Origin of the sequence: Shinella sp. M27 (assembly GCF_049199905.1) — a bacterium.
GTDB lineage: Bacteria > Pseudomonadota > Alphaproteobacteria > Rhizobiales > Rhizobiaceae > Shinella.
In genome coordinates, this window is the sequence record NZ_JBLZPK010000027.1 from 136,797 (window position 1) to 157,828 (window position 21,032).

Genomic DNA, 21,032 nt, shown 5'->3' on the forward strand with positions numbered 1-21,032 from the left:
GCCCCGACGAGGAGGTCAAGATCGGCAGTCCATGTGGCGGCGTCGGCCATGGTCTCACGTCCCGGCCAGCGTCATGCCTTCGATCGCCAGCGTCGGCGCAGCGACGCCGAACGAACGGTCGATATCGTTGGCCGGCGTGATGCGCAGGAACATGTCGGTGAGGTTTGAGGCGATCGTCACTTCCGAGACGGCGAAGGTCAGCTCGCCGTTCTCGATCCAGTAACCGGAGGCGCCGCGGCTATATTCGCCCGTCACCATGTTGACGCCTTGGCCGATCAGCTCGGTGATATAGAAGCCGTTGCCGACGGAGCGGATGAGGTCTTCCGGCGAAATATCGCCCGGCTCCAGCGCGAGATTGGTCGAGGCGGGGCTGACCGAGGTGCCGCCGCGCACGCCGCGGCCATTCGTCTTGAGGCCGAGTTCATTGGCGGTGGAGGTGGAAAGGAACCAGTGCTGCAGCACGCCGTCCTCGATCATCGCGAGGCGTTTTCCGGTGATGCCCTCGCCATCGAAAGGCCGCGAGGAGGAGCCGCGCACGATCAGCGGATCGTCGGTGACGGAAAGGCCCGCCTTCAGCACCTGCTGGCCCATGTGGTCGCGCAGGAAGCTGGTCTTGCGGGCGACGGAGGCACCGTTGATGGCGCCGGCAATATGGCCGGCAATGCCGCGCGCCACGCGCGGATCATAGACGACCGTGACGTTCTTCGCCGTCGGCACCTGGCGCGGGTTGATGCGGCGAACCGCACGCGCGGCCGCCTCGCGGCCGATCTCGCCTGCATCGCGCAACTCGGCGAAGTAGAGGGTCGAATCGAAGTCGTAGTCGCGCTCCATCTTCGTGCCCTCGCCGGCAATGACGCTGACGGAGCGGCCGAAGCGGCTGGCGCTGTAGGCGCCGGAAAAACCGTGCGAGGTGGCGAGCACCAGCCCGCCCATGCCGGCGGACGCGCCGGCCCCGCCGGAATTGGTGATGCCGGAGACGGCGAGCGCTGCCGCCTCGGCGGCAAGCGCCGCTTCGCTCAGCTGCTCGGCGGAAACTTCGGTCGGATCGTAGAGGTCGAGGTCCGGCCAGTCCTTCGCCAGATCGCTTTCGGCGGCGAGCGTCGCATAGGGGTCTTCCGGCGAGGCCTTGGCCATGGCGACGGCGCGCTCGGCGAGCACCTTGAGGTCGAAGCCGGGATTGGCCGAGACGCTGGCGACGCGCTTGCCGACGAAGACGCGCAACGAAAAATCGTCGCTCTCGGAGGCCTCAGTGCCCTCGACCTTGCCGAGCCGCACGCTGACCGAGGAGGAGCGCCCGCGGACCACGACGGCATCGGCCGCATCCGCCCCCGCCTGGATGGCGCGGTCGATAAGTTCACCGGCGCGCGCGAGAAGGCTTGCGGAATCGATCGTCTGTGACATGACTTGGCCTTTCTTTGATGCCCCATTTATTGTGCGCTGGCACAGGCATCAAGGGCGAGCGTTCTTTTTTGCCCTCGACGAGTGCCCCTTCCTGAGAAAGCCCTGCCGCATGGCCTATACCCACAGCCCCTACAACGAGGTCCTCCTGATGCTCGGGGGTGCCCTGCTCGCCGCCCCGATCTTCAAACGGCTCGGGCTCGGCACCATTCTCGGCTATCTCGCAGCCGGCGTGGTGATCGGCCCGATCCTGCACCAGATCCGCGACGGCGAGGAGCTTTTGGGGGTCGCCGAACTCGGCGTCGTCTTCCTGCTTTTCCTCATCGGTCTGGAACTGAAGCCGTCCCGCCTCTGGGCGATGCGCCACGATATCTTCGGGCTCGGCGCGGCGCAGGTCATCGTCACGGGCCTTATCCTCGCCGGCCTGACGCTCGTGACCGGCATCGAACAGTGGGATGGCGCGCTGATCATCGGCTTCGGCCTAGCGCTCTCCTCAACCGCCTTTGCCATGCAGATCCTCGACGAGCGCGGTGACACCAACACGCGCTACGGCCAGCGCGCCTTTTCGATGCTGCTGCTTCAGGACCTCGCTATCGTGCCGCTCTTGGCGCTGATCCCGCTTCTCGCCGAACAGGCGCCGGAGGATACGACGAGCGCCTTTCAGGATTTCGTCGTAGCGCTTGCGGCCATTGCCGCGCTTCTCGCCGCAGGCCGCTATCTCTTGAACCCGCTGTTCCAGATCATCGCCCGCACCGGCGCGCGCGAGGCGATGATCGCCGCCGCCCTCTTCGTCGTGCTCGCCGCCGCCATGCTTTTGCAGATGGCCGGGCTCTCCATGGCCATGGGCGCGTTCCTCGCCGGCGTGCTGCTGGCCGATTCCTCGTATCGCCACGAGCTTCAGGCGGATGTGGAGCCCTTCCGCGGTATCCTGCTCGGCCTGTTCTTCATGGCCGTCGGGCTTTCGCTGCATCTCGAGGTGATCTTCGACCGCTGGCTGCTCATCTTGGTCGCCACACCGGCACTGATGCTGGTGAAGAGCCTCGTCATCTACGGCCTCTGCCGCTTCACCGGCTCGTCGCACAATGATGCGGTGCGCATCGCGCTCGTGTTGCCGCAGGGCGGTGAATTCGGTTTCGTGCTGTTCAGCGCGGCGTCTGCCGCCGGCATCTTCTCCGCCGGCCTCGCCTCGTTGCTGATTGCCGTCGTCACCATCTCCATGGCGCTGACGCCGATTGCCGCAGCACTCTCCCGCTTCCTGCTGGTCGAGGATCTGGAGGAAGAGATCGAGGAGGATTTCGAGGGCGCCGGCGCCGATGTGCTGATGATCGGCTTTTCACGCTTCGGCCAGATCGCCGCGCAGATCCTTCTGGCCGGCGGGCGCGAGGTGACGGTCATCGACCATTCGACGGACCGCGTGCGCCAGGCGGCGAATTTCGGCTTCCGCATCTATTTCGGCGACGGCACCCGCAAGGACGTGCTGCGCGCCGCCGGCATCGAGCGCGCTAAGATCGTCGCAATCTGCACGCAGGGCAAGGCGACGACCGACCACATCGTCGATCTCGTGCAGTCGGAATATCCCAACGCCACCGTCTTCGCCCGCTCCTACGACCGGATCCATACGCTTTCGCTGCGCGCCCGCGGCGTGCAGCACGACGTGCGCGAAACCTTCGAATCCGCCCTCGTCTTCGGCAAGGAAACCTTGGAAGAACTCGGCGTAGAACCGGACGACGCACGCGCCATCAGCGACGACATCCGCCGCCGCGACGTGGCCCGGCTGGAATTGCAGGCCGCCGAGGGGATTTCAGCGGGGCGGCATATGCTGCATTCGAAACCGGTCAAGCCGGAGCCGCTGGTGAAGCCGAAGAAGAAGACGCAGGCGGAGATCGACGAGGAGGAGAGCGCCTAAGCGAGCGCGGACAACTTTTCGATCAGCGCCCGCTTCAGCTCAGCGCGAATGCCCGCCGAGGCCGCCAGCACCTCCGCGGCCTTGGCGAAATCCATCACGCGGAAGCGGCCGACATCGGGGCGCAGGAAGATATCGGGGGCACCCTTCTCCAGTTTCAGCGTCACGATGGAGCGCATGGTGAGTTGGGTGGCGCCGTAGAGGCTGTCGATGCTGCCGGGCACCTCCGCCGTGCCGGCCGGCGGCTGGCCGACCACGTCGACGCCGATTGTGATATCCGCCTTGCCGGCGAGGTGATCGAAAGGCACCGGGTTCCACAGGCCGCCATCGATCATCACCCGCCCGCCGATGACAACAGGACGGAAGATGGCGGGCAAGGCCGCGGAGGCCGCCACGGCCGGCAGGAGCGGGCCGCTCTCCAGCACGCATTCGCACTGGGCGTAATAATCCGCGGCGATGACCTTCAAGGGGATCGGCAGCTCTTCAAATGTCTGCGGCAGGCGATCCGGCAGGAAGGCTTTCAGGACGCGCTCCAGATTGAACTGGCCCATGCGAAAACCGCCGGAGACCATTTCCGACAAGCCTGACGGGCGCAAGCTCCAGAGACGGTTCATGATCTGGCCGGGCCGGCCGATGGTCGCCAACGTGTGTTCGCGGATCTCGCGGCCTGTCATGCCCGCCGCCATAGCAGCCCCCATAATGGCGCCGATGGAGGCACCCGCAATCAGCACCGGGCGGATGCCGAGCTCGTCCAGAACCTCGATGACATGGATATGGGCAAGCCCGCGCGCGCCGCCGCCGCCAAGGGCGATGGCAACCGTCGGGCCGTTGCTTTGAGAGATAGGAAGGGAAACGAGGGCATCGGTCATCGCTCAAGTCTCCTCAAAGGCAGATCAGCCGGAGCGGTAGCGGTAGAAATGCATGCGCGTGTCGCCGAAGGTCCTGACTTCCAGATGGTCGAAACCATCGACGGCGGCGGGCTGAATATCGGCGCGCTCTTCAAGGATCGCAAGGGCGCCATCGACGAGCCAGCCACCGCGCGCCGCCGCATCCAGCGCCTTTTCGCCCAGCCCCTTGGCATAGGGCGGGTCGGCAAAGAGAAAATCGAACGGCTCCACCGTTCCGACGGTGCCGAGCGCCGTGGCATCGCGGCGGAAAATCTTGGCGCGGCCGATCACGCCGAGGCTTTCGATATTGGAATGCAAGAGCCCCCTACCCTCGACGCCCTGCTCGATGAAGAGTGCCGCGCGGGCGCCGCGCGACAGCGCCTCGAGGCCGACGGCGCCGGTGCCTGCGAAGAGATCGAGCACACGCGTGCCGTCGAGTGCCTCCGGATAGGCATGGTTCAGGATGTTGAACAGGCTTTCGCGCGTGCGGTCTGTCGTCGGACGGATATCATCCGACTTCGGCGTCGCGAGCGAACGGCCGCGAAACTCTCCGCCGACGATCCGCACGCTCGTTTACTTTCCCTTGCCGCGCGGGCGGCCACCGGCCGGCTTGCCACCGGCGGGACGTCCGCCCGGCTTGCCGCCAAAGGATTTTCCACCGCCGGGCTTGCCGCCACCCGGTTTTCCGCCAAATGGCTTGCCACCATCGCGACGTGGCGGACGATCCCCGAAGGAACGTTCCCCCTCGGCGCGGGGCTTGCGATCTCCGAACGAACGTTCGCCTTCTGCACGCGGCTTGCGGTCGCCAAACGAACGCTCACCGTCTGCGCGCGGCTTGCGGTCCCCGAAGGAACGTTCGCCATCGCCACGCGGTTTGCGATCACCGAAGGGACGATCACCACGCGGCGGACGGTCGCCGAAACCGCGGGGCGCACGGTCGTCGCCGGCGCCGGAGCGCGGGCGGCCGAAGCCGCCGCGACCTTCGTCACGGCCTTCCGTCTCGCTGGCGCGGATCCATTCGCCATCCTCGTCGCGGGTCTTCAGGATGCGCGGCTTCTCGACCTTGTCGCTGCCGGGGCGGCCACGGGCCGGCCCCTTGCGGTCGGGGTCGAATTTCTTAGCCGAACGGGTCGGAGCGCCATCGGCTGTACGGCCATAACGCTTGGTCTTCGGCGCGCCTTCGGGACGGTCGCGCGGCTCGCGCTTCACGCCCTCCTCGGCCTCCGCCTTCTTTTCGGCGACCGGACGCGCACCGGGTGCCATCCAGACATTGGACTTGCGGGCACGCGCCGCTGGCTCGTGCTTCGGCTTGGCATCGAAACGGTTGTTGTCGTCGCGATCGCGGAAATCGCGGTCACCGCGCGGCTTGTCGCCAAAACCACGGTCACGCCCGCCATCGCGCGGCTTGTCACCACGCGGCCTGTCGCCACGGGGCTTATCGCCGAAACGGTCGTCGCGCTTGGTGTCGAGACGGGCACGCGCCTGCTCGCGGCGGTCGCCGGGCTTTTCGTCACGGGCCGGACGTGCGGCCGTCTCGCGGGTCTTCCGGGCCGGTGCTTCCTCCTCTTCGCCACCCTTGTGGTCGAAGAGCGGCGCGTCGAAATTCGCCTTGGCTTCCTCGATAAGGCGGGGGCCGAGCTGGTCGCGCAGCGTGCGGCCGCGCACCTCCTGGGCATGGCCCTCGGGCAGCTCGCCGAGCTGGAACGGGCCGTAGGAGATGCGGATCAGGCGGTTCACGTCGAGGCCGAGCGCGCCGAGCACGTTCTTGATCTCGCGGTTCTTGCCTTCGCGCAGACCCATGGTGATCCAGACATTGGACCCCTGCGCCTTGTCAAGCGTCGCCTCGATCGCGCCGTAGAGCACGCCGTCGACGGCGATGCCTTCCTTCAGCTTGTCGAGATCGGCCTGCTCGATCTTGCCGTGGGCGCGCACGCGGTAGCGGCGCAGCCAGCCGGTCGTCGGCAGTTCGAGCATGCGGGCGAGACCGCCGTCATTGGTCAGCAGCAGCAGGCCTTCGGTATTGATGTCGAGGCGGCCGATGGACAGGACGCGCGGCAGGTCGTCCGGCAGGTTTTCGAAGACGGTCGGGCGGCCTTCCGGGTCGGCATTGGTCGTCACCAGGCCGGCCGGCTTGTGGTAGAGCCAGAGGCGCGTGCGCTCGATGCCGCGGATCGGCATGCCGTCCACTTCGATGCGGTCGGCGAAGGTCACGTTGACCACGGGCGTATCCAGCACCGTGCCGTTCACGCTGACGCGGCCTTCCATGATCATGCGCTCGATATCGCGGCGCGAGGCCACGCCAGCGCGCGCCAGCAGCTTGGAAATGCGCTCGGGCGCCAGTTCGGCACCGGCCGAAACCTGCGGCGCAGGTTTGGCGGCGCGGGGCGGTCTGGCATCGCGCGGAGCGGATTTTTCGCCATAGGGTTTTGCCCCCGGCTTCTTGCCGGCTGCAAAAGGTTTCTTGCCCGCGGCCGCCGATGCGGCGCCACGCGGCTTGGAATCGCGGCCCGCGGGCTTGTCGCCCGGCCGTTTCGGCTTGTCTTTGAATGTCATTTGTGCTGCCTGCGTTTTGCCGTGTCCTATCAGGTCAGGCGTCCGGGGTTAAGAGGAATTCGTGCCGTTGATGACAAATCGCTTCATGGAGGCTGCTTTGACTGAGGCGCGCGCTGCCGGCGAGCGGGGCGAAGTGCCCGTCGGCGCCGTGCTGGTGCTGAACGGCGAGATCGTCGCGCAGGCCGGAAACCGCACCCGCGCGGAGAACGACGTGACCGCCCATGCCGAGGTCGCCGTCATCCGCGAAGCGTCCAGGAAGCTCGGCCAGGAGCGGCTGACGGGCGCCGATCTCTACGTGACGCTGGAGCCCTGCACGCTCTGCGCCGCCGCGATTTCCTTCGCCCGCATCCGCCGTCTCTATTATGGTGCTGATGACCCCAAGGGCGGCGCGGTGGAAAGCGGCGTGCGGTTCTTCGCCCAGCCGACCTGCCACCACGCGCCGGATGTCTATTCCGGCCTGAGCGGCACCGAAGCGGCCGACATTCTCAGGGATTTCTTCGCCGGGCGGCGCTAGTCAGCCTTCGGCAAAGGCCTTCAGCTTGTCGCCCCACAGGCGATAGCGCAGCCATTCCGGATGGGGCTCGGCGCCGATCGCGTCATAGACGCGGATCGCCGGCTCGTTCCAGTCGAGCACGCTCCACTCGAAACGGCCGCAGCCCTCGGCAATGGCGGTGCGCGCGAGATGGCGCAGCAGCATCTTGCCGACGCCGCCGCCGCGATGGGCGGGTGTGACATAGAGGTCTTCGAGATAAAGACCGTTCTTCGACTGCCAGGTGGAATAGGTCTTGAACCAGACGGCGGAGCCTGCCGGATCGCCATCGACGGTTTCGCAGATCGCCGCGCGGCTGATCGAGCCTTCGCCGAACAGCGAGGCGGCCACGCTTTCTTCCGTCGCTGCCACTTCGGCCAGCGCGTTTTCGTAGTCGGCGAGTTCGCGGATGAAACGCAGGATGATCGCGGCATCGGCCGCGACCGCAGGACGAATGCGATAAGACGTCATGGCCTTAGAACGGCCACCACTTCGAACCCGTCTGCTTGGCGGCTTTCGCCTCCTTCTTGCGGCGGCGTTCCTTGACCTTTTCCGGTTCGCCCAGATCGGCCTGGGCCTCTTCGGGCATACGGCGGTAATCCAGCGGCGGGTCGCTCAGATAACGGCGCTTGTCGGAATAGGCGCCCTGCTGGATGCGGCGGCCTTCACGATAGGCGGCGGTCTGCTGGGCGGTCGTCAGGTTGTGGTTCGTGGTCGATTGCGAGGCAAGCGGCGAACGGTAGTGGCTGTTGTCCTTGTTCTCGTCGGCCTCGGCGCGCAGGCGATCGCGCATGTCTTCCGGGCTTTCGATCCAGCCGGCATTGTCCTTGCTGGCGACGGACTGCTGCGGCGTGACCAGCGCTTCCTTGTTGCCCGGCACGACGAGCGCGCCGCGCGGCTGGTAGCGGATCTTCTTGGCCTGGTCGGCATCCGGCGTCTGGATCATCACGGCATTGCCGAGGTCGTCCAGCAGTTGCTCGCCGGAGGACTTGCTCGTGCCATAGGTCGGGCCCATGCAACCGGTGAGGAGAAGGCTTACGCCAATGAGGCCGAGAAGTCCGGCATGCACCCGAATATGTCGCATCATTCCCATCAAACCCTTCCAGCAGAGCCGGTACGCCGAAACCCGAGCAGGCAATACACCGCCGTGCCATGGCGGAACAATCCGACCATTTTCAGGCAGCAATAGCGGATGAAAACCGCAAGCGCAATTCACACGCTGGTGTTGGCGGCCGGAATCACCGGCCGTCAACAGAGTGAAGGTTCTTACGCAGCGCGGCGGAAACCGATTTCGCGCAGCGCCGCGGCGTCACGCGCCGAGACGTCGGGATAGTCGGCATCCGAGCCGACATCCGTCGTGATGCGCCAGGAACGGGCGCATTTCCGGCCCTCTGCCAGCTTCGGCTCGACCGAGACCTTGGCGACATCGCCAAGGCGGAAGGCCTCCGCGGGGCCTTCACCGGAAACGAGCGTGATGGCCGAGGTGATGCAGATTTCCGCAAAATCCTGACCCTCGAGCGCCGTCAGAAGCTCCGGATCGGCGATGTGGACGACCGGAGCGGCCTCCAGCGAGGCACCGATACGCTTCTCGCGACGCTCGATTTCCAGCGCGCCCGTCACGACCGAGCGAACCTGGCGGATCTTGTCCCACTTGGCTTCCAGCGCATCGTCGCGCCATTCGGCCGGCACATCCGGGAACTGTTCCAGATGGACCGAGACGGCATCGGGCTTCAGCGACAGCCAGGCCTCTTCCATGGTGAAGGGCAGCATCGGAGCGAGCCAGGTGACGAGGCACTCGAACAGCTTGCGGATGACGCAGAGCGAGGCGCGGCGCTTCAGCGAGGACGGGGCGTCGCAATAGAGCGCATCCTTGCGGACGTCGAAGTAGAAGGCCGAGAGCTCGACATTGGAGAAGTCGATGAGCGCGCGGGCGATCTTCTTGAAATCGAAGGCGTCGTAACCCTCGCGCACGACAGCATCCAGTTCCGCCAGACGGTGCAGCATGAGCTTTTCCAGCTCCGGCATGTCGGCATGGGCGATCTCCTCGCCCGTGTCGTGCGCCAGCGTGCCGAGCATCCAGCGCACCGTGTTGCGCAGCTTGCGATAGGCGTCGATATTGGTCTGGATGATCGTCTTGCCGAGGCGCTGGTCTTCCCAGTAGTCGGTGGTCATGACCCAGAGGCGCAGGATATCGGCGCCCGATTCCTTCATGACGTCCTGCGGCGAGACGACGTTGCCCTTGGACTTCGACTGCTTCTCGCCCTTCTCGTCCATGGTGAAGCCATGGGTGACGACGGCATTGTAGGGCGCGCGGCCACGCGTCGCGCAGCTTTCGAGCAGCGACGAGTGGAACCAGCCGCGATGCTGGTCGGAGCCTTCCAGATAGACATCAGCAGGCCATTTCAGGTCCGGGCGATCTTCCAGCGTGAAGGTGTGCGTCGAACCCGAATCGAACCATACGTCGAGGATGTCCTTGACCTGGGTCCACTTGGCCGGGTCGTGGTCGTTGCCGAGGAAACGCTCCTTGGCGCCCTCGGCGAACCAGGCATCGGCGCCTTCCTTCTCGAAGGCCTCGAGGATGCGGGCGTTGACCGCGTCATCGACCAGGACCTCGCCGTTCTCGTCGGCGAAGATGGCGATCGGCACGCCCCAGGCTCTTTGACGGGAAAGCACCCAGTCCGGGCGTCCCTCGATCATGGCGCGCAGGCGGTTCTGGCCGCTGGCAGGTACGAAGCGGGTGTCGTCGATGGCCGACAGCGAGCGCGAGCGCAGCGTGGTGCCGTCGCCGAGTTCCTTGTCCATATAGACGAACCATTGCGGCGTGTTGCGGAAGATGACCGGCTTCTTGGAGCGCCAGGAATGCGGGTAGGAGTGCTTGAGGCGGCCGCGGGCGAACAGCGTGTTGGACGCGATCAGCGCCTTGATGACGCGCTCGTTGGCATCGCCCTTCTTGCCGTTGTCGTCCATGACGCGCGCACCGTCGAAGCCGGGGGCATCGGCGGTGTAGAAGCCGGCATCATCGACCGGGAACGGGATCTTCGAGGAGATGCCGCGCGCTTCCAGTTCGCGGGCCTTCGACGTCCAGGCGTCAAAGTCCTCGCGGCCGTGGCTGGGCGCGGTGTGCACGAAGCCGGTACCGGCATCGTCGGTAACGTGGTCGCCATCGAGAAGCGGGACCGGGAAGGTGTAGCCGAGGTGCTTGAGCGGGTGGGCGCAGGTGAGCGCGGCCAGTTCTTCCGGGGCGATATCGCGGACGAACTTGAAGGTGAGCTTGGCCTTCGCGGCCGCCTCATCGGCAAGACGCGTCGCAAAGATCAGCTTTTCGCCGGGCTGCGGGCCAAAGTCGTTCTGCGCGCTTTCGACCTCGAACAGGCCATAGGGATAGCGCGAGGAAAAGGCGATGGCGCGGTTGCCGGGGATCGTCCAGGGCGTGGTCGTCCAGATGACGACGTAGTTGTCCTTGAGATCGGCGGCACCCTCCACGATCGGGAATTTCACCCAGATCATGTCGCTCTCGACATCGGCATATTCGACTTCGGCTTCGGCGAGCGCCGTGCGCTCGACCACCGACCACATGACGGGCTTCGAGCCGCGGTAGAGCTGGCCGCTCTTGGCGATCTTCAGCAGTTCGCCGGCGATGCGAGCTTCGGCGTGGAAGGCCATCGTCGTGTAGGGATTGTCGAAGTCGCCCTCGATGCCGAGGCGCTTGAACTCGTCGGCCTGGATCTTGATCCAGCCGCTGGCGAAGTCTCGGCATTCCTTGCGGAATTCGTTGACCGGAACCTCGTCCTTGTTCTTGCCCTTCTCGCGGTACTTCTCCTCGATCTTCCATTCGATCGGAAGGCCGTGGCAGTCCCAGCCGGGCACGTAGTTGGCATCATAGCCGCGCATCTGGAACGAGCGATTGATGACGTCCTTGAGGATCTTGTTCAGCGCGTGGCCGATATGGATGTTGCCATTGGCATAGGGCGGGCCATCGTGCAGCACGAATTTTTCGCGGCCGGCGGCGGAAGCGCGCAGCTTCTTGTAGAGACCCATCTGTTGCCAGCGGGCCACCGTTTCCGGCTCCTTCGTCGGCAGGCCGGCGCGCATCGGAAAGTCCGTCTGCGGCAGGTAGAGGGTGGACGAATAATCGACTTTTTCAGGTGTATCGGTCATGGATATGGCTATCGTCTCGTCGCGCGTCTTTCGCGCATGCGGGGGAATATCTGTCATCTGCACCGGCAATGACGGCGGGGGCGTTGCGAAAACGCCCGAAATCCCGGACCTTCCGGCCTCGCTCAGAGCGCGCGGAAGGCCGGGCCACTAATTCGCAGATCGATGGTCAGCCGGTGGAGCATCATGCGCGCGGTCTTACGGCCTTTTCAGCGTTTTGAAAAGACGCCAACGCGGTTTGCGATCAGAAACAGAGACGCTGGTCGATAGGCCCGAGCGGCTTGACGCCAGAGAGCAGCGCCCGCGCCTCCTCCTCGTCGCGCTTCATCTGCACAACGAGCGCATCGAGCCCGTCGAACTTCAGCTCGTCACGCAGGTGGCCGAAGAAGGAGACGGCGGAGACTTCGCCGTAGAGATCGCCTGCGAAATCGAACAGGAAGGTTTCGAGCAGCGGAGCGCCGTTCGATGTCACCGTCGGGCGGCGGCCGTAGCTGGCCACACCGTCATGCAGGCTGCCGTCGGGACGGCGGAAGCGCACGGCGTAGATGCCGTTGCGCAGCTCCACTTCCGGCGGCAGCTGCATGTTGGCGGTGGGATAGCCAAGCGTGCGGCCAAGCTGCTGGCCGCCGATGACCTCTGCCTCGACCGTATAGCGATAGCCGAGCAGACCGTCGGCTTCCACCACCGCCCCCTCGCCGAGCAGCTTGCGGATGAAGCTGGAAGAGATGACCGAGGCGTTTTCATCGCGGAAGGCATCGACCAGCGTCACGCCAAAACCGTTGTCCTGGCCGGCGGCCATCAGGAAGGCCGGGCCGCCTTCCCTGCCTTTGCCGAAATGGAAATCGAAACCCGTGACGACTTCGGAGGCATGCAGCCAGTCCATCAGGACGGTGCGGATGAAGTCATGCGCCGAGATTTCGGAGAAGGAACGGTCGAAGGGATATTCGATGACGGCCGAAAAGCCCATGCCTTCGAGAAGGCGCGCCTTGAGCGGCGCGGGCGTCAGGCGGAAGACGGGTGTCTCCGGGCGGAAGACGGTGCGCGGATGCGGCTCGAAGGTCAGCACCAGCGCCGGGATGCCGCGCTCGGCGGCGATCTCCAGTGCGCGCTGCAACACGGCCTGATGGCCGCGGTGCACGCCGTCGAAATTGCCGATGGCGATGACGCCGCCGCGCAGGTGCTCGGGCAGCGGCTGTTTCGTCTCGTTCCTGTGAAATACCGTCATGACGACCGTCTCCGTCACTGAAGCCGGGGCATCCACCATTTCGGGTGGGTGTTTTCCTGGACGAGGAAGGCTGCGAGTTTGGCCTCGTCGGTGCGGCCGGCTTCCACATAATGCTGCGCGTGAATGCCGCCCGAAATATAGAGCACGTCGAGGCCATAGGCTTCAGCACCGCGTACGTCCGTCGGCATGCCGTCGCCGACCGCGATGACGCGGCTGAGATCGAAGGCGCCGCGCACATCGCGGGCCTCGGAAAGCGACTTCTCATAGATCGGACGATGCGGCTTGCCGGCGATCTGCGTCGTGCAGCCCAGTTCCTCGTAGAATTTCGCCAGCGCACCGGCGCAAGGAATGAGCTTGTGGCCACGCTCGACGACGAGATCGGGATTGGCGCAGATGAAGGGCAGCTTGCGCTGCGCAAGCGCCGTCAGCTCCTCGCGGTAATCCTCGACCGTTTCCTTTTCGTCTTCGCGCAAGCCTGCGCAGACGACGATGCCGGCCTCGTCGATGCCAACGGTTTCGACGCCGAGGCCATCGAGCAGCGGCAGGTCCTTTTCCGCGCCGATGAAATAGACCTTCTTCGGTCCTTCGGCGATCAGCGCGCGGGTCACGTCGCCCGAGGTGACGATGCGGTCATAGGCATCGTCGGTGACGCCGAGACCGCGGATCTGCACCTTCACACCCGGATGCGGGCGTGGGGAATTGGTGATGAGCACGACGGTGAGGCCCGCCTTGCGCGCTTCGGCAAGCGCTTCGGTGGCATAGGAGAACGCCTCCACACCATTGTGCAGGACGCCCCAGACGTCGCAGAGCACCACGTCATATTGCGCGGCGATGTCGCGGAAGGATTGGATGCGTTCAGCCATCAGGAAGTCCCGTCTCAAGGTCGAAGCCCGACATTGCAAAGCGGGACAAAGAAAACAAGCCTCTTCCCGCAATTTTGCTCTGCCCACAGGGAAAGAGACGGAAATTCACGGTGTTGACTTGATGGCATGCGATATCGCCACCATCTGCCGGGCTGCGGTAACCATGGCAGGCGAAATAATTTGAGAGCGGCGTTCTTGACTCGTAAGACGCCGACGCCTACTTCAAGGCCGCTAGCACTCCTAATCGGTGAGTGCTAACATCAATCATCGGGTCCATTCCGGGATCCGCAATGTCATTCGATCGAGGGATTAGACAATGGCAAGCACCACCTTCCGCCCGCTTCACGACCGCGTCGTCGTTCGTCGCGTTGAGTCCGAAGCCAAGACCAAGGGCGGCATCATCATTCCCGATACCGCCAAGGAAAAGCCGCAGGAAGGCGAAATCGTCGCCGTCGGCACCGGCACCCGTGACGACAAGGGCGCAATCGTCGCTCTCGACGTCAAGGTCGGCGACCGCGTCCTGTTCGGCAAGTGGTCGGGCACCGAAGTCAAGCTCGACGGCGAAGACCTTCTGATCATGAAGGAAGCCGACATCATGGGCGTCATCGGCTGATTAGCCGATAACCCTTTCCGCAATTCGCTGATACCTATTCAGGAGCTCTCACAATGGCAGCCAAAGAAGTCAAATTCGGCCGCACCGCGCGCGAAAAGATGCTGCGTGGCGTCGACGTCCTCGCAGACGCAGTCAAGGTAACGCTCGGCCCGAAGGGTCGTAACGTCGTCATCGACAAGTCCTTCGGCGCTCCGCGCATCACCAAGGACGGCGTTTCCGTCGCCAAGGAAATCGAACTGGAAGACAAGTTCGAGAACATGGGCGCCCAGCTCGTTCGCGAAGTCGCTTCCAAGACCAACGACATCGCCGGCGACGGCACGACGACCGCTACCGTTCTTGCCCAGGCTATCGTTCGCGAAGGCCACAAGGCCGTTGCCGCCGGCATGAACCCGATGGACCTGAAGCGCGGCATCGATCTCGCCGTTGCCGAAGTCGTCAAGGATCTCCAGGCCAAGGCCAAGAAGATCAACACGTCGGAAGAAGTCGCCCAGGTCGGCACGATCTCCGCAAACGGCGACAAGCAGGTCGGTCTCGACATTGCCGAAGCCATGCAGAAGGTCGGCAACGAAGGCGTCATCACGGTTGAAGAAGCCAAGACCGCCGAAACGGAACTCGAAGTCGTCGAAGGCATGCAGTTCGACCGCGGCTACCTCAGCCCCTACTTCGTGACCAACCCGGAAAAGATGGTCGCCGACCTCGAAGACGCTTTCATTCTCCTGCACGAGAAGAAGCTCTCGAACCTCCAGGCGATGCTCCCGGTTCTCGAAGCCGTCGTCCAGACCGGCAAGCCGCTGGTCATCATCGCTGAAGACGTCGAAGGCGAAGCGCTTGCTACGCTCGTCGTCAACAAGCTGCGTGGCGGCCTCAAGATCGCTGCCGTCAAGGCTCCGGGCTTCGGCGACCGCCGCAAGGCCATGCTGGAAGACATCGCCATCCTGACGGGCGGCACGGTCATCTCCGAAGACCTCGGCATCAAGCTCGAAAACGTAACGCTCGACATGCTCGGCCGTTCGAAGAAGGTTTCGATCTCCAAGGAAAACACGACGATCGTCGACGGTGCCGGCCAGAAGGCTGAAATCGAAGGCCGCGTCGCGCAGATCAAGGCCCAGATCGAAGAAACCACCTCCGATTACGACCGCGAGAAGCTGCAGGAACGTCTTGCCAAGCTCGCTGGCGGCGTTGCCGTCATCCGCGTCGGCGGCTCGACGGAAGTCGAAGTCAAGGAAAAGAAGGACCGCATCGACGACGCCCTCAACGCGACGCGCGCTGCCGTTCAGGAAGGCATCGTACCGGGCGGCGGCGTAGCCCTGCTCCGTTCGTCCACGAAGATCACCGTCAAGGGTGAGAACGACGACCAGGAAGCCGGCATCAACATCATCCGCAAGGCCCTCCAGGCCCTGGTTCGCCAGATCGCGGACAATGCTGGTGACGAAGCCTCCATCGTCGTCGGCAAGATCCTCGAGAAGAACGAAGACAACTACGGCTACAACGCCCAGACCGGCGAATACGGCGACCTGATCGCCCTCGGCATCGTCGACCCGGTCAAGGTTGTCCGCACGGCTCTGCAGAATGCTGCTTCGGTTGCTTCGCTGCTGATCACGACGGAAGCCATGATCGCCGAATTGCCGAAGAAGGATGCACCGGGCGGCATGCCTGGCGGCATGGGCGGCATGGGCGGCATGGACATGATGTAAGACCTTCGGGTCTTATATCTGAGCCATCCGGTTCAGTTACGGAAAGGGCGGTCTTCGGGCCGCCCTTTTTGTTTTATTGCGCCGCCGGACCTGTATCGTTTCCGGAAAAAAGATTTTGACCATTTGTACAATAATTATCAAAAAGCCGTTGATGGTATCAAAAAACCCACTATAAAGACGCTCCAAGTGAACTTTAAAGATTCACAAGGGGTTCAGGCGCTGGGGAACGGCATCATTTTCGCCGCTTATCGTGCAGCCAGATATCCCGAACGATTTTGATAGAAACCGCCGACGACCTGAATGGAGAGGCAGCGGTGGTTTTCTCGCGTACGTCCGACCCGCATGCACAGACGGAGCCGGATGCAGTTCAGTTCATGAGAAAGTGGGGGCGGCAGACTTCGAGGAGGTCAGCCGGCACTGCTTTTTAGCATGTTGCGTGCCTGCAAGCCGCGACGTGTCGGTCAAATTCGAGCAACTGCCTGAGGTCGTAGGTGTTCAAGATAATCAAGACTGATCTCTCGTCGCCATTTCTGCCGGGCTCGATGGAGTTCGACGAGACGGACAACGAGCTGTTGACGCAATACTGTGTGACGGAGCGCTGGACCGGCGACCTTTCCAACGGCCTGTTCACGCTTGGCGATAAGGCGACGCAGGCGCACGGCCTGACGCAGCGCACCTGCGGGCTGCTCAATCTCATCCGCTGCTACGAGCCGCTCGACCGCACTCGCGTGCTGGAGCTCTTCGAGCAGGCGGCGGCCTCCTCCTCGTCCTTCTGCTTCTCCACGACGATCCATCTCGACGGCGCGCCGCGCCAGCCGGTGTTCTGCGTCGGGGAATCGACGGGGCTTGAGGAGAAATACGCCGGTACGATCATCGGCGTCTTCATCTTCCCGCGCTTCCAGATCGATCTGGTCGGGCGGCGCTTCAAGCGGCAGTAGGAAGCGGCGTTACGCCGCTTCGCTCTTCTCCGTGTCGATGCGGATGCGTTCCACCGGCACCGGACGTCCCAGGAAATAGCCCTGCGCCTCGTCGCAGCCTTCGTCGAGAAGGATGTCGAGCTGGCTGCGCGTCTCCACGCCTTCCGCCAGAACCGGCACGCGCAGCGACTGGCCAAGCGCCAGGATGGCGCGGATGATGGCTTTCGCCTCGGGGCTTGCCTCCACCTCGCTCATGAAGCTGCGATCGAGCTTGATCTTGTCGAAGGGGAAGGCGCGCAGCGTTTCGAGCGAGGAATAGCCCGTGCCGAAATCGTCGATGGCGATCGTGACGCCGAAGGCCTTGATGCGGCGCAGCGTGTTGAGCGCGCGCTCCTTGTCGCCGATGATCGTCGATTCCGTGATTTCGAGCTCCAGCCGGCGCGGGCTGAGGCCGGTCTCCAAAAGCACGCGGTGCACGAGATCGGCGACATCGGCATTGCCGAGCTGCACGGGTGAAAGGTTGACGGCAATCTTGTAGTCGTTGCCCCAGGTCGCGGCCTCGCGGCAGGCTTCGCGCAGCACCCATTCGCCGATCGGCAGGATGGCGCCGCACTCTTCGGCAACCGGGATAAATTCTGACGGCGGGATCGTGCCGCGCACCGGATGATGCCAGCGCAACAGCACCTCGTAGCCGATGGTCTCGCCCGACGTGACGGCCTTCTGCACCTGATAGTGCAGCTGCAATTCCTTGCGCTCGACGGCCTGCCAGAGATCGTTTGCAATCAGGCGGCGGCTGCGGGCGGCCTCGTCCATCGAGACCTCGTAGAAGCAGACCGTTTCGGTCAGCGCATCCTTGGCACGGTACATGGCGAGATCGGCATTGTTGAGCAGTGCTTCGACATTATCGGCATCCTGCGGATAGATGGCGACGCCGAGGCTCGCACCCGGCTTGATGTCATAGCCGTCGATGCGGATTTCGTCGTTGAGGCAGGTTTCGAGGCGCTGGATGAAATCGGTGAGATCCGCCATGTCCTCGAAGCGCTTGGCGGCCGCGAATTCGTCGCCGCCGAAGCGCGCGACGGTCTCGTCGGCCTCAAGGCAGGCCTGCATGCGCTTTGCGAGCGTGGTCAGAACCTCGTCGCCCGCAGCATGGCCGCGCGTGTCGTTGATTTCCTTGAACTTGTCGAGATCGATACCGATGGCCGCAACGAGGCCGCCGGAGCGGCGGGCGGAGAAGAGATCGGCCTCCAGACTGGCGTTGAAGCTTGCCCGATTGGGCAGGCCGGTCAGGCCGTCATGGCGGGCGAGGAAGGAGATCTGCTCCTCGGAGCGCAGGCGTTCGGATATGTCCTCATAGGTCGCAACCCAGGCGCCATCCGGCAGCGTGCGGTAGCGCAGCTGCACGGAAACGCCGTTCGACAGTTTCTCAATGAGCACGCCGCCGTCGTTCGCCTGGATGGCAGCGCGGCGGCGCGCATACATGTCGCGCGCCCGCGGCTTCCAGATTTCCGGATCGGCATAGACGTCGGCGACGCCCTGGTCGACGATCTCGCGCAGCGTCATGCCCGGCTGGATGCGGCCTTCCGGGAAGCCGAAGATTTCGCTGTAGCGCTTGTTGGCGATCAGCAGGCGTTCGTCCTTGTCGAACAGGCAGAGACCCTGTGACATGTTTTCCAGCGCCAGGTCGAGGTTCTTGGTGACGTCGGCCAGCCGGTCGGCAGCGGCCTTCTCCTTCGTCACATCCTTGGTGATCTTGGCATAGCCGATCAGCGCACCACCGGCATCATAGATGGGATCAAGCACGACATGGGCCCAGAAACGCGAACCGTCCTTGCGGTAACGCCAGCCCTCGCTTTCGTATTTGCCTTCCTCACGTGCGGTGCGCAACGCCCGGTCCGGCAAGCCATTGGCGAGGTCCTCCGCACTGTAGAACTGCGAAAAATGCCGACCCACGATCTCGTGCGCCTTGTAGCCCTTGTTGCGCTCGGCCCCCTCGTTCCAGTTGGCGACGCGGCCGGCGGGATCGAGCATGTAGATGGCATAGTCCTTGACGCCCTGCACGAGCATGGCGAACTGGCGTGTGCTTTCATTCGCCGCAAGTTCCGCCTGGCGGGCGAAGACGGCGGCCGTCAGGCCGGTGAAGAGCAGCGAGAAGGCGACAACCGCGATGAGCGGCACCATGAGGCTCGTCGACAGCATCGTGTCATTGCTGACCGGCATCAGGCCCGGTTCGACACGAACGGCCGCCATGGCTGTAAAATGCAGCGAGACCACGCCAAGCGCCATCAGGCCGGTCGCCGCCGCGCGGTCACGCACACTCTGCTGCGGGCGCATGCAGAACATCAGCGCCAGCACGCCGAACAGCCCGGCGCAGGCGAGCGAGGCCACAACATAGGTCCTATCCCAGGTGAACACGCCCGGCAGTTCCACAGCGGACATGCCGATATAATGCATGGAGCTGATGCCGGCCGCGAGCAGCAGGCCGCCGGCAGTCACGGCGCTACGGCCGCTGACATAGGTGGCAATGGCAAGCCCCATCGTGGTAACGACGATGGCGACGCCGAGCGAGAGCAGAGTCAGCTCCATGTCGAAGCCCATGGCGACGCCGGGGTCATAGGCGAGCATGGCGATGAAATGCGTCGCCCAGATGCCGAAGCCGCTCGACGTGCCGGCCGCGCCCAGCCAGAGAGTGCGCGCCGTGCCCTCGGCCACCAGCGCCCGCTGCGTCAACGTCACCGCAACATAGCAGGAGAGGAAGCAGATCAGCGCCGCAAGGAGCACGAGCCGCAGGTCGTGCTCGACGGTCAGGCAGGTCAGGATACGGAGCATGGAGGATTTCACCGGGTGGGAGCTGCTATGACGCCCACTCAGCCGGAGAAGACTAAAAAATGAGTGAATTCAGAAAGTATCGGGCGGCGTCCGACGGGCCTGCCTATTATCATACTTAACGAATATCAAAACGATGCAACTGTTTTAGTATGTAACAGTCTCGCACCACACCTCAGCGGCGAAAACCCTAAAGCGTCAGCGCTTTGAGGTCCGTCGCCGGATCTTCCAGCGCCGCCCGCTCCGGCGTGCGGCCCATCTCGATCAGCTTCTTGCCGACCACATAGGCCTTGGCATCGTTGACCGCATCGACCGCAATCAGTTTACCATCCCGGAAATACCAGACCGAGACGGCGCCCTCGCGCTGGCCGGGACGAACGAACGTATCGTCGAAGCCCATACAGAAGCCGGCGATCTGCAGCTTCACATCATACTGGTCCGACCAGAACCACGGCTTAGGCTCATAGGGCGCATCCCCGCCGGCGATAACGGCGGCGGCAGCCTCGCCCTGGTCCACGGCGTTCTGCACGGATTCGAGCCGCACGCGATTACCCTCGAAAGGCAGCACGGCGCAGTCGCCCATGGCGAAGATCGCGGGATCGGAGGTGCGGGCATGGACATCGACGACAATGCCGTTGGTGACCTCAAGGCCGGCAGCGCGGGCAAGCTGGTCATTGGCCGTGACGCCGATGCCGGCGATGACGACATCGACGGGCAGCACGAAACCATCCGTCAGTTCCGCGCCGGTGACGCGGCCGTTTTCGCCGAGCAGGCGCACGAGGCCGGTCTTTTCGCGCACATCGACGCCGCGGGCATTGTGGATGGCCTTGAGGATCGTCGCGGTTGCCGGCGAGGCGACGCGGGCGAGGATGCGGTCGGCCATTTCGATGACGGTAACATGAAGCCCCCTGCCCCGCGCGACAGCCGCCGCCTCAAGACCTATATAACCGCCGCCGATAACCAGCGCCCGACGGCCCTCCTGCATTTCCAGGCCAAGCCGGTCGGCATCGCGGTAATCGCGGACGGTGAAGACGCCATCGAGGTCGCCGCCGATCTCGGCCGGCAGACGGCGCGGCGTCGCGCCAGTCGCCAGTGCCAGGAACTGGTAATGCAGCGTCGAACCGTCGCTGAGCGTCACGGTCTTGGCGTCACGGTCAATCGCCGTCACCTCGGTGGAGAGGCGGATGTCGATATTGTTGTCGGGATACCAGTTTTCCGGGCGGAACATCAGGCGGGAAAGATCGGCCTCGCCGAGCAGGTACTTCTTCGAGAGCGGCGGTCGTTGGTAGGGGTGGCTCGCTTCGGCGGCGATGATGGTGATCGGCCGCTCGTCCTTCAGCGCACGCAATTTGGCAACGAGGGCGAATGCGGCCTGACCACCGCCCACAACAACCAGTCTTCCCGTCACGATATTCCGTCCCTTGCCTGTTTTCCCAGACGTAGCCCGCGTCGGCGGGCGGCGTCAACAT

General features: G+C 64.2%; 16 protein-coding genes. 5 read left to right on the plus strand and 11 right to left on the minus strand.

From position 1 onward, the window contains the following. Positions 1–54 precede the first annotated feature (54 nt). Positions 55–1,401, minus strand: a complete 1,347-nt coding sequence (locus tag ACOZK4_RS10490) for a TldD/PmbA family protein (RefSeq protein ID WP_421591842.1) — start codon at positions 1,399–1,401, stop codon at positions 55–57. 109 nt (positions 1,402–1,510) lie between these two features. On the opposite strand from ACOZK4_RS10490, the gene ACOZK4_RS10495 reads away from it, so the two are divergent. After that, positions 1,511–3,304: a monovalent cation:proton antiporter-2 (CPA2) family protein gene (locus tag ACOZK4_RS10495; protein ID WP_421591843.1), complete on the plus strand. Its 1,794-nt coding sequence runs from the start codon at positions 1,511–1,513 to the stop codon at positions 3,302–3,304. On the opposite strand, the gene ACOZK4_RS10500 is transcribed toward ACOZK4_RS10495, so the two are convergent. From ACOZK4_RS10500 to ACOZK4_RS10510, 3 genes are read right to left on the minus strand one after another with little or no spacing between them, the layout of a single operon-like run. Beyond that, complete coding sequence (locus ACOZK4_RS10500; protein WP_421591844.1) at positions 3,301–4,170, minus strand: patatin-like phospholipase family protein; 870 nt, start codon at positions 4,168–4,170, stop codon at positions 3,301–3,303. The two genes, ACOZK4_RS10495 and ACOZK4_RS10500, sit on opposite strands and share 4 nt — an antisense overlap. A gap of 24 nt (positions 4,171–4,194) precedes the next feature. Beyond that, positions 4,195–4,755 (minus strand): 16S rRNA (guanine(966)-N(2))-methyltransferase RsmD, encoded by a 561-nt coding sequence (rsmD, locus tag ACOZK4_RS10505; RefSeq protein WP_421591845.1) that lies wholly within the window; start codon positions 4,753–4,755, stop codon positions 4,195–4,197. 6 nt (positions 4,756–4,761) lie between these two features. Continuing rightward, a complete protein-coding gene (locus ACOZK4_RS10510; protein WP_421591846.1) occupies positions 4,762–6,741 on the minus strand; it encodes a pseudouridine synthase in 1,980 nt (659 codons plus the stop codon). A 70-nt stretch (positions 6,742–6,811) separates the two neighbouring features. On the opposite strand from ACOZK4_RS10510, the gene ACOZK4_RS10515 reads away from it, so the two are divergent. After that, complete coding sequence (locus ACOZK4_RS10515; protein ID WP_421591847.1) at positions 6,812–7,255, plus strand: nucleoside deaminase; 444 nt, start codon at positions 6,812–6,814, stop codon at positions 7,253–7,255. On the opposite strand, the gene ACOZK4_RS10520 is transcribed toward ACOZK4_RS10515, so the two are convergent. The 5 genes from ACOZK4_RS10520 to ACOZK4_RS10540 form a co-directional block, all read right to left on the minus strand. Further along, positions 7,256–7,741 carry a GNAT family N-acetyltransferase gene (locus tag ACOZK4_RS10520; protein WP_313527814.1) on the minus strand — a complete coding sequence of 162 codons (486 nt, stop codon included), beginning with the start codon at positions 7,739–7,741 and terminating at the stop codon, positions 7,256–7,258. It abuts the gene before it with no gap. Positions 7,742–7,745: 4 nt separating this feature from the next. Further along, positions 7,746–8,363: a hypothetical protein gene (locus tag ACOZK4_RS10525; protein WP_421591848.1), complete on the minus strand. Its 618-nt coding sequence runs from the start codon at positions 8,361–8,363 to the stop codon at positions 7,746–7,748. Between the two features lie 173 nt (positions 8,364–8,536). Continuing rightward, positions 8,537–11,428 carry an isoleucine--tRNA ligase gene (ileS, locus tag ACOZK4_RS10530; protein ID WP_421591849.1) on the minus strand — a complete coding sequence of 964 codons (2,892 nt, stop codon included), beginning with the start codon at positions 11,426–11,428 and terminating at the stop codon, positions 8,537–8,539. 241 nt (positions 11,429–11,669) lie between these two features. Continuing rightward, a complete protein-coding gene (locus ACOZK4_RS10535; protein ID WP_421591850.1) occupies positions 11,670–12,650 on the minus strand; it encodes a bifunctional riboflavin kinase/FAD synthetase in 981 nt (326 codons plus the stop codon). Between the two features lie 14 nt (positions 12,651–12,664). Then, the gene (locus tag ACOZK4_RS10540) at positions 12,665–13,513 is read right to left on the minus strand and encodes a TIGR01459 family HAD-type hydrolase (protein WP_421591851.1); all 849 of its coding nucleotides are present in this window, start codon (positions 13,511–13,513) and stop codon (positions 12,665–12,667) included. Positions 13,514–13,829: 316 nt separating this feature from the next. On the opposite strand from ACOZK4_RS10540, the gene groES reads away from it, so the two are divergent. From groES to ACOZK4_RS10555, 3 genes are all read left to right on the plus strand, one after another. Continuing rightward, positions 13,830–14,126 (plus strand): co-chaperone GroES, encoded by a 297-nt coding sequence (groES, locus tag ACOZK4_RS10545; protein ID WP_117368581.1) that lies wholly within the window; start codon positions 13,830–13,832, stop codon positions 14,124–14,126. A 53-nt stretch (positions 14,127–14,179) separates the two neighbouring features. Then, positions 14,180–15,820, plus strand: a complete 1,641-nt coding sequence (gene groL, locus ACOZK4_RS10550; protein WP_313527801.1) for a chaperonin GroEL — start codon at positions 14,180–14,182, stop codon at positions 15,818–15,820. A gap of 491 nt (positions 15,821–16,311) precedes the next feature. Continuing rightward, positions 16,312–16,758 (plus strand): hypothetical protein, encoded by a 447-nt coding sequence (locus ACOZK4_RS10555; RefSeq protein ID WP_313527799.1) that lies wholly within the window; start codon positions 16,312–16,314, stop codon positions 16,756–16,758. A 9-nt stretch (positions 16,759–16,767) separates the two neighbouring features. Here ACOZK4_RS10555 and ACOZK4_RS10560 read toward each other — a convergent pair whose 3' ends face one another. Next, positions 16,768–19,566 (minus strand): bifunctional diguanylate cyclase/phosphodiesterase, encoded by a 2,799-nt coding sequence (locus ACOZK4_RS10560; protein ID WP_313527797.1) that lies wholly within the window; start codon positions 19,564–19,566, stop codon positions 16,768–16,770. A 187-nt stretch (positions 19,567–19,753) separates the two neighbouring features. Further along, positions 19,754–20,971, minus strand: coding sequence for an NAD(P)/FAD-dependent oxidoreductase (locus ACOZK4_RS10565; protein ID WP_421591852.1), 1,218 nt, complete (start codon positions 20,969–20,971; stop codon positions 19,754–19,756). Positions 20,972–21,032: the final 61 nt, after the last annotated feature.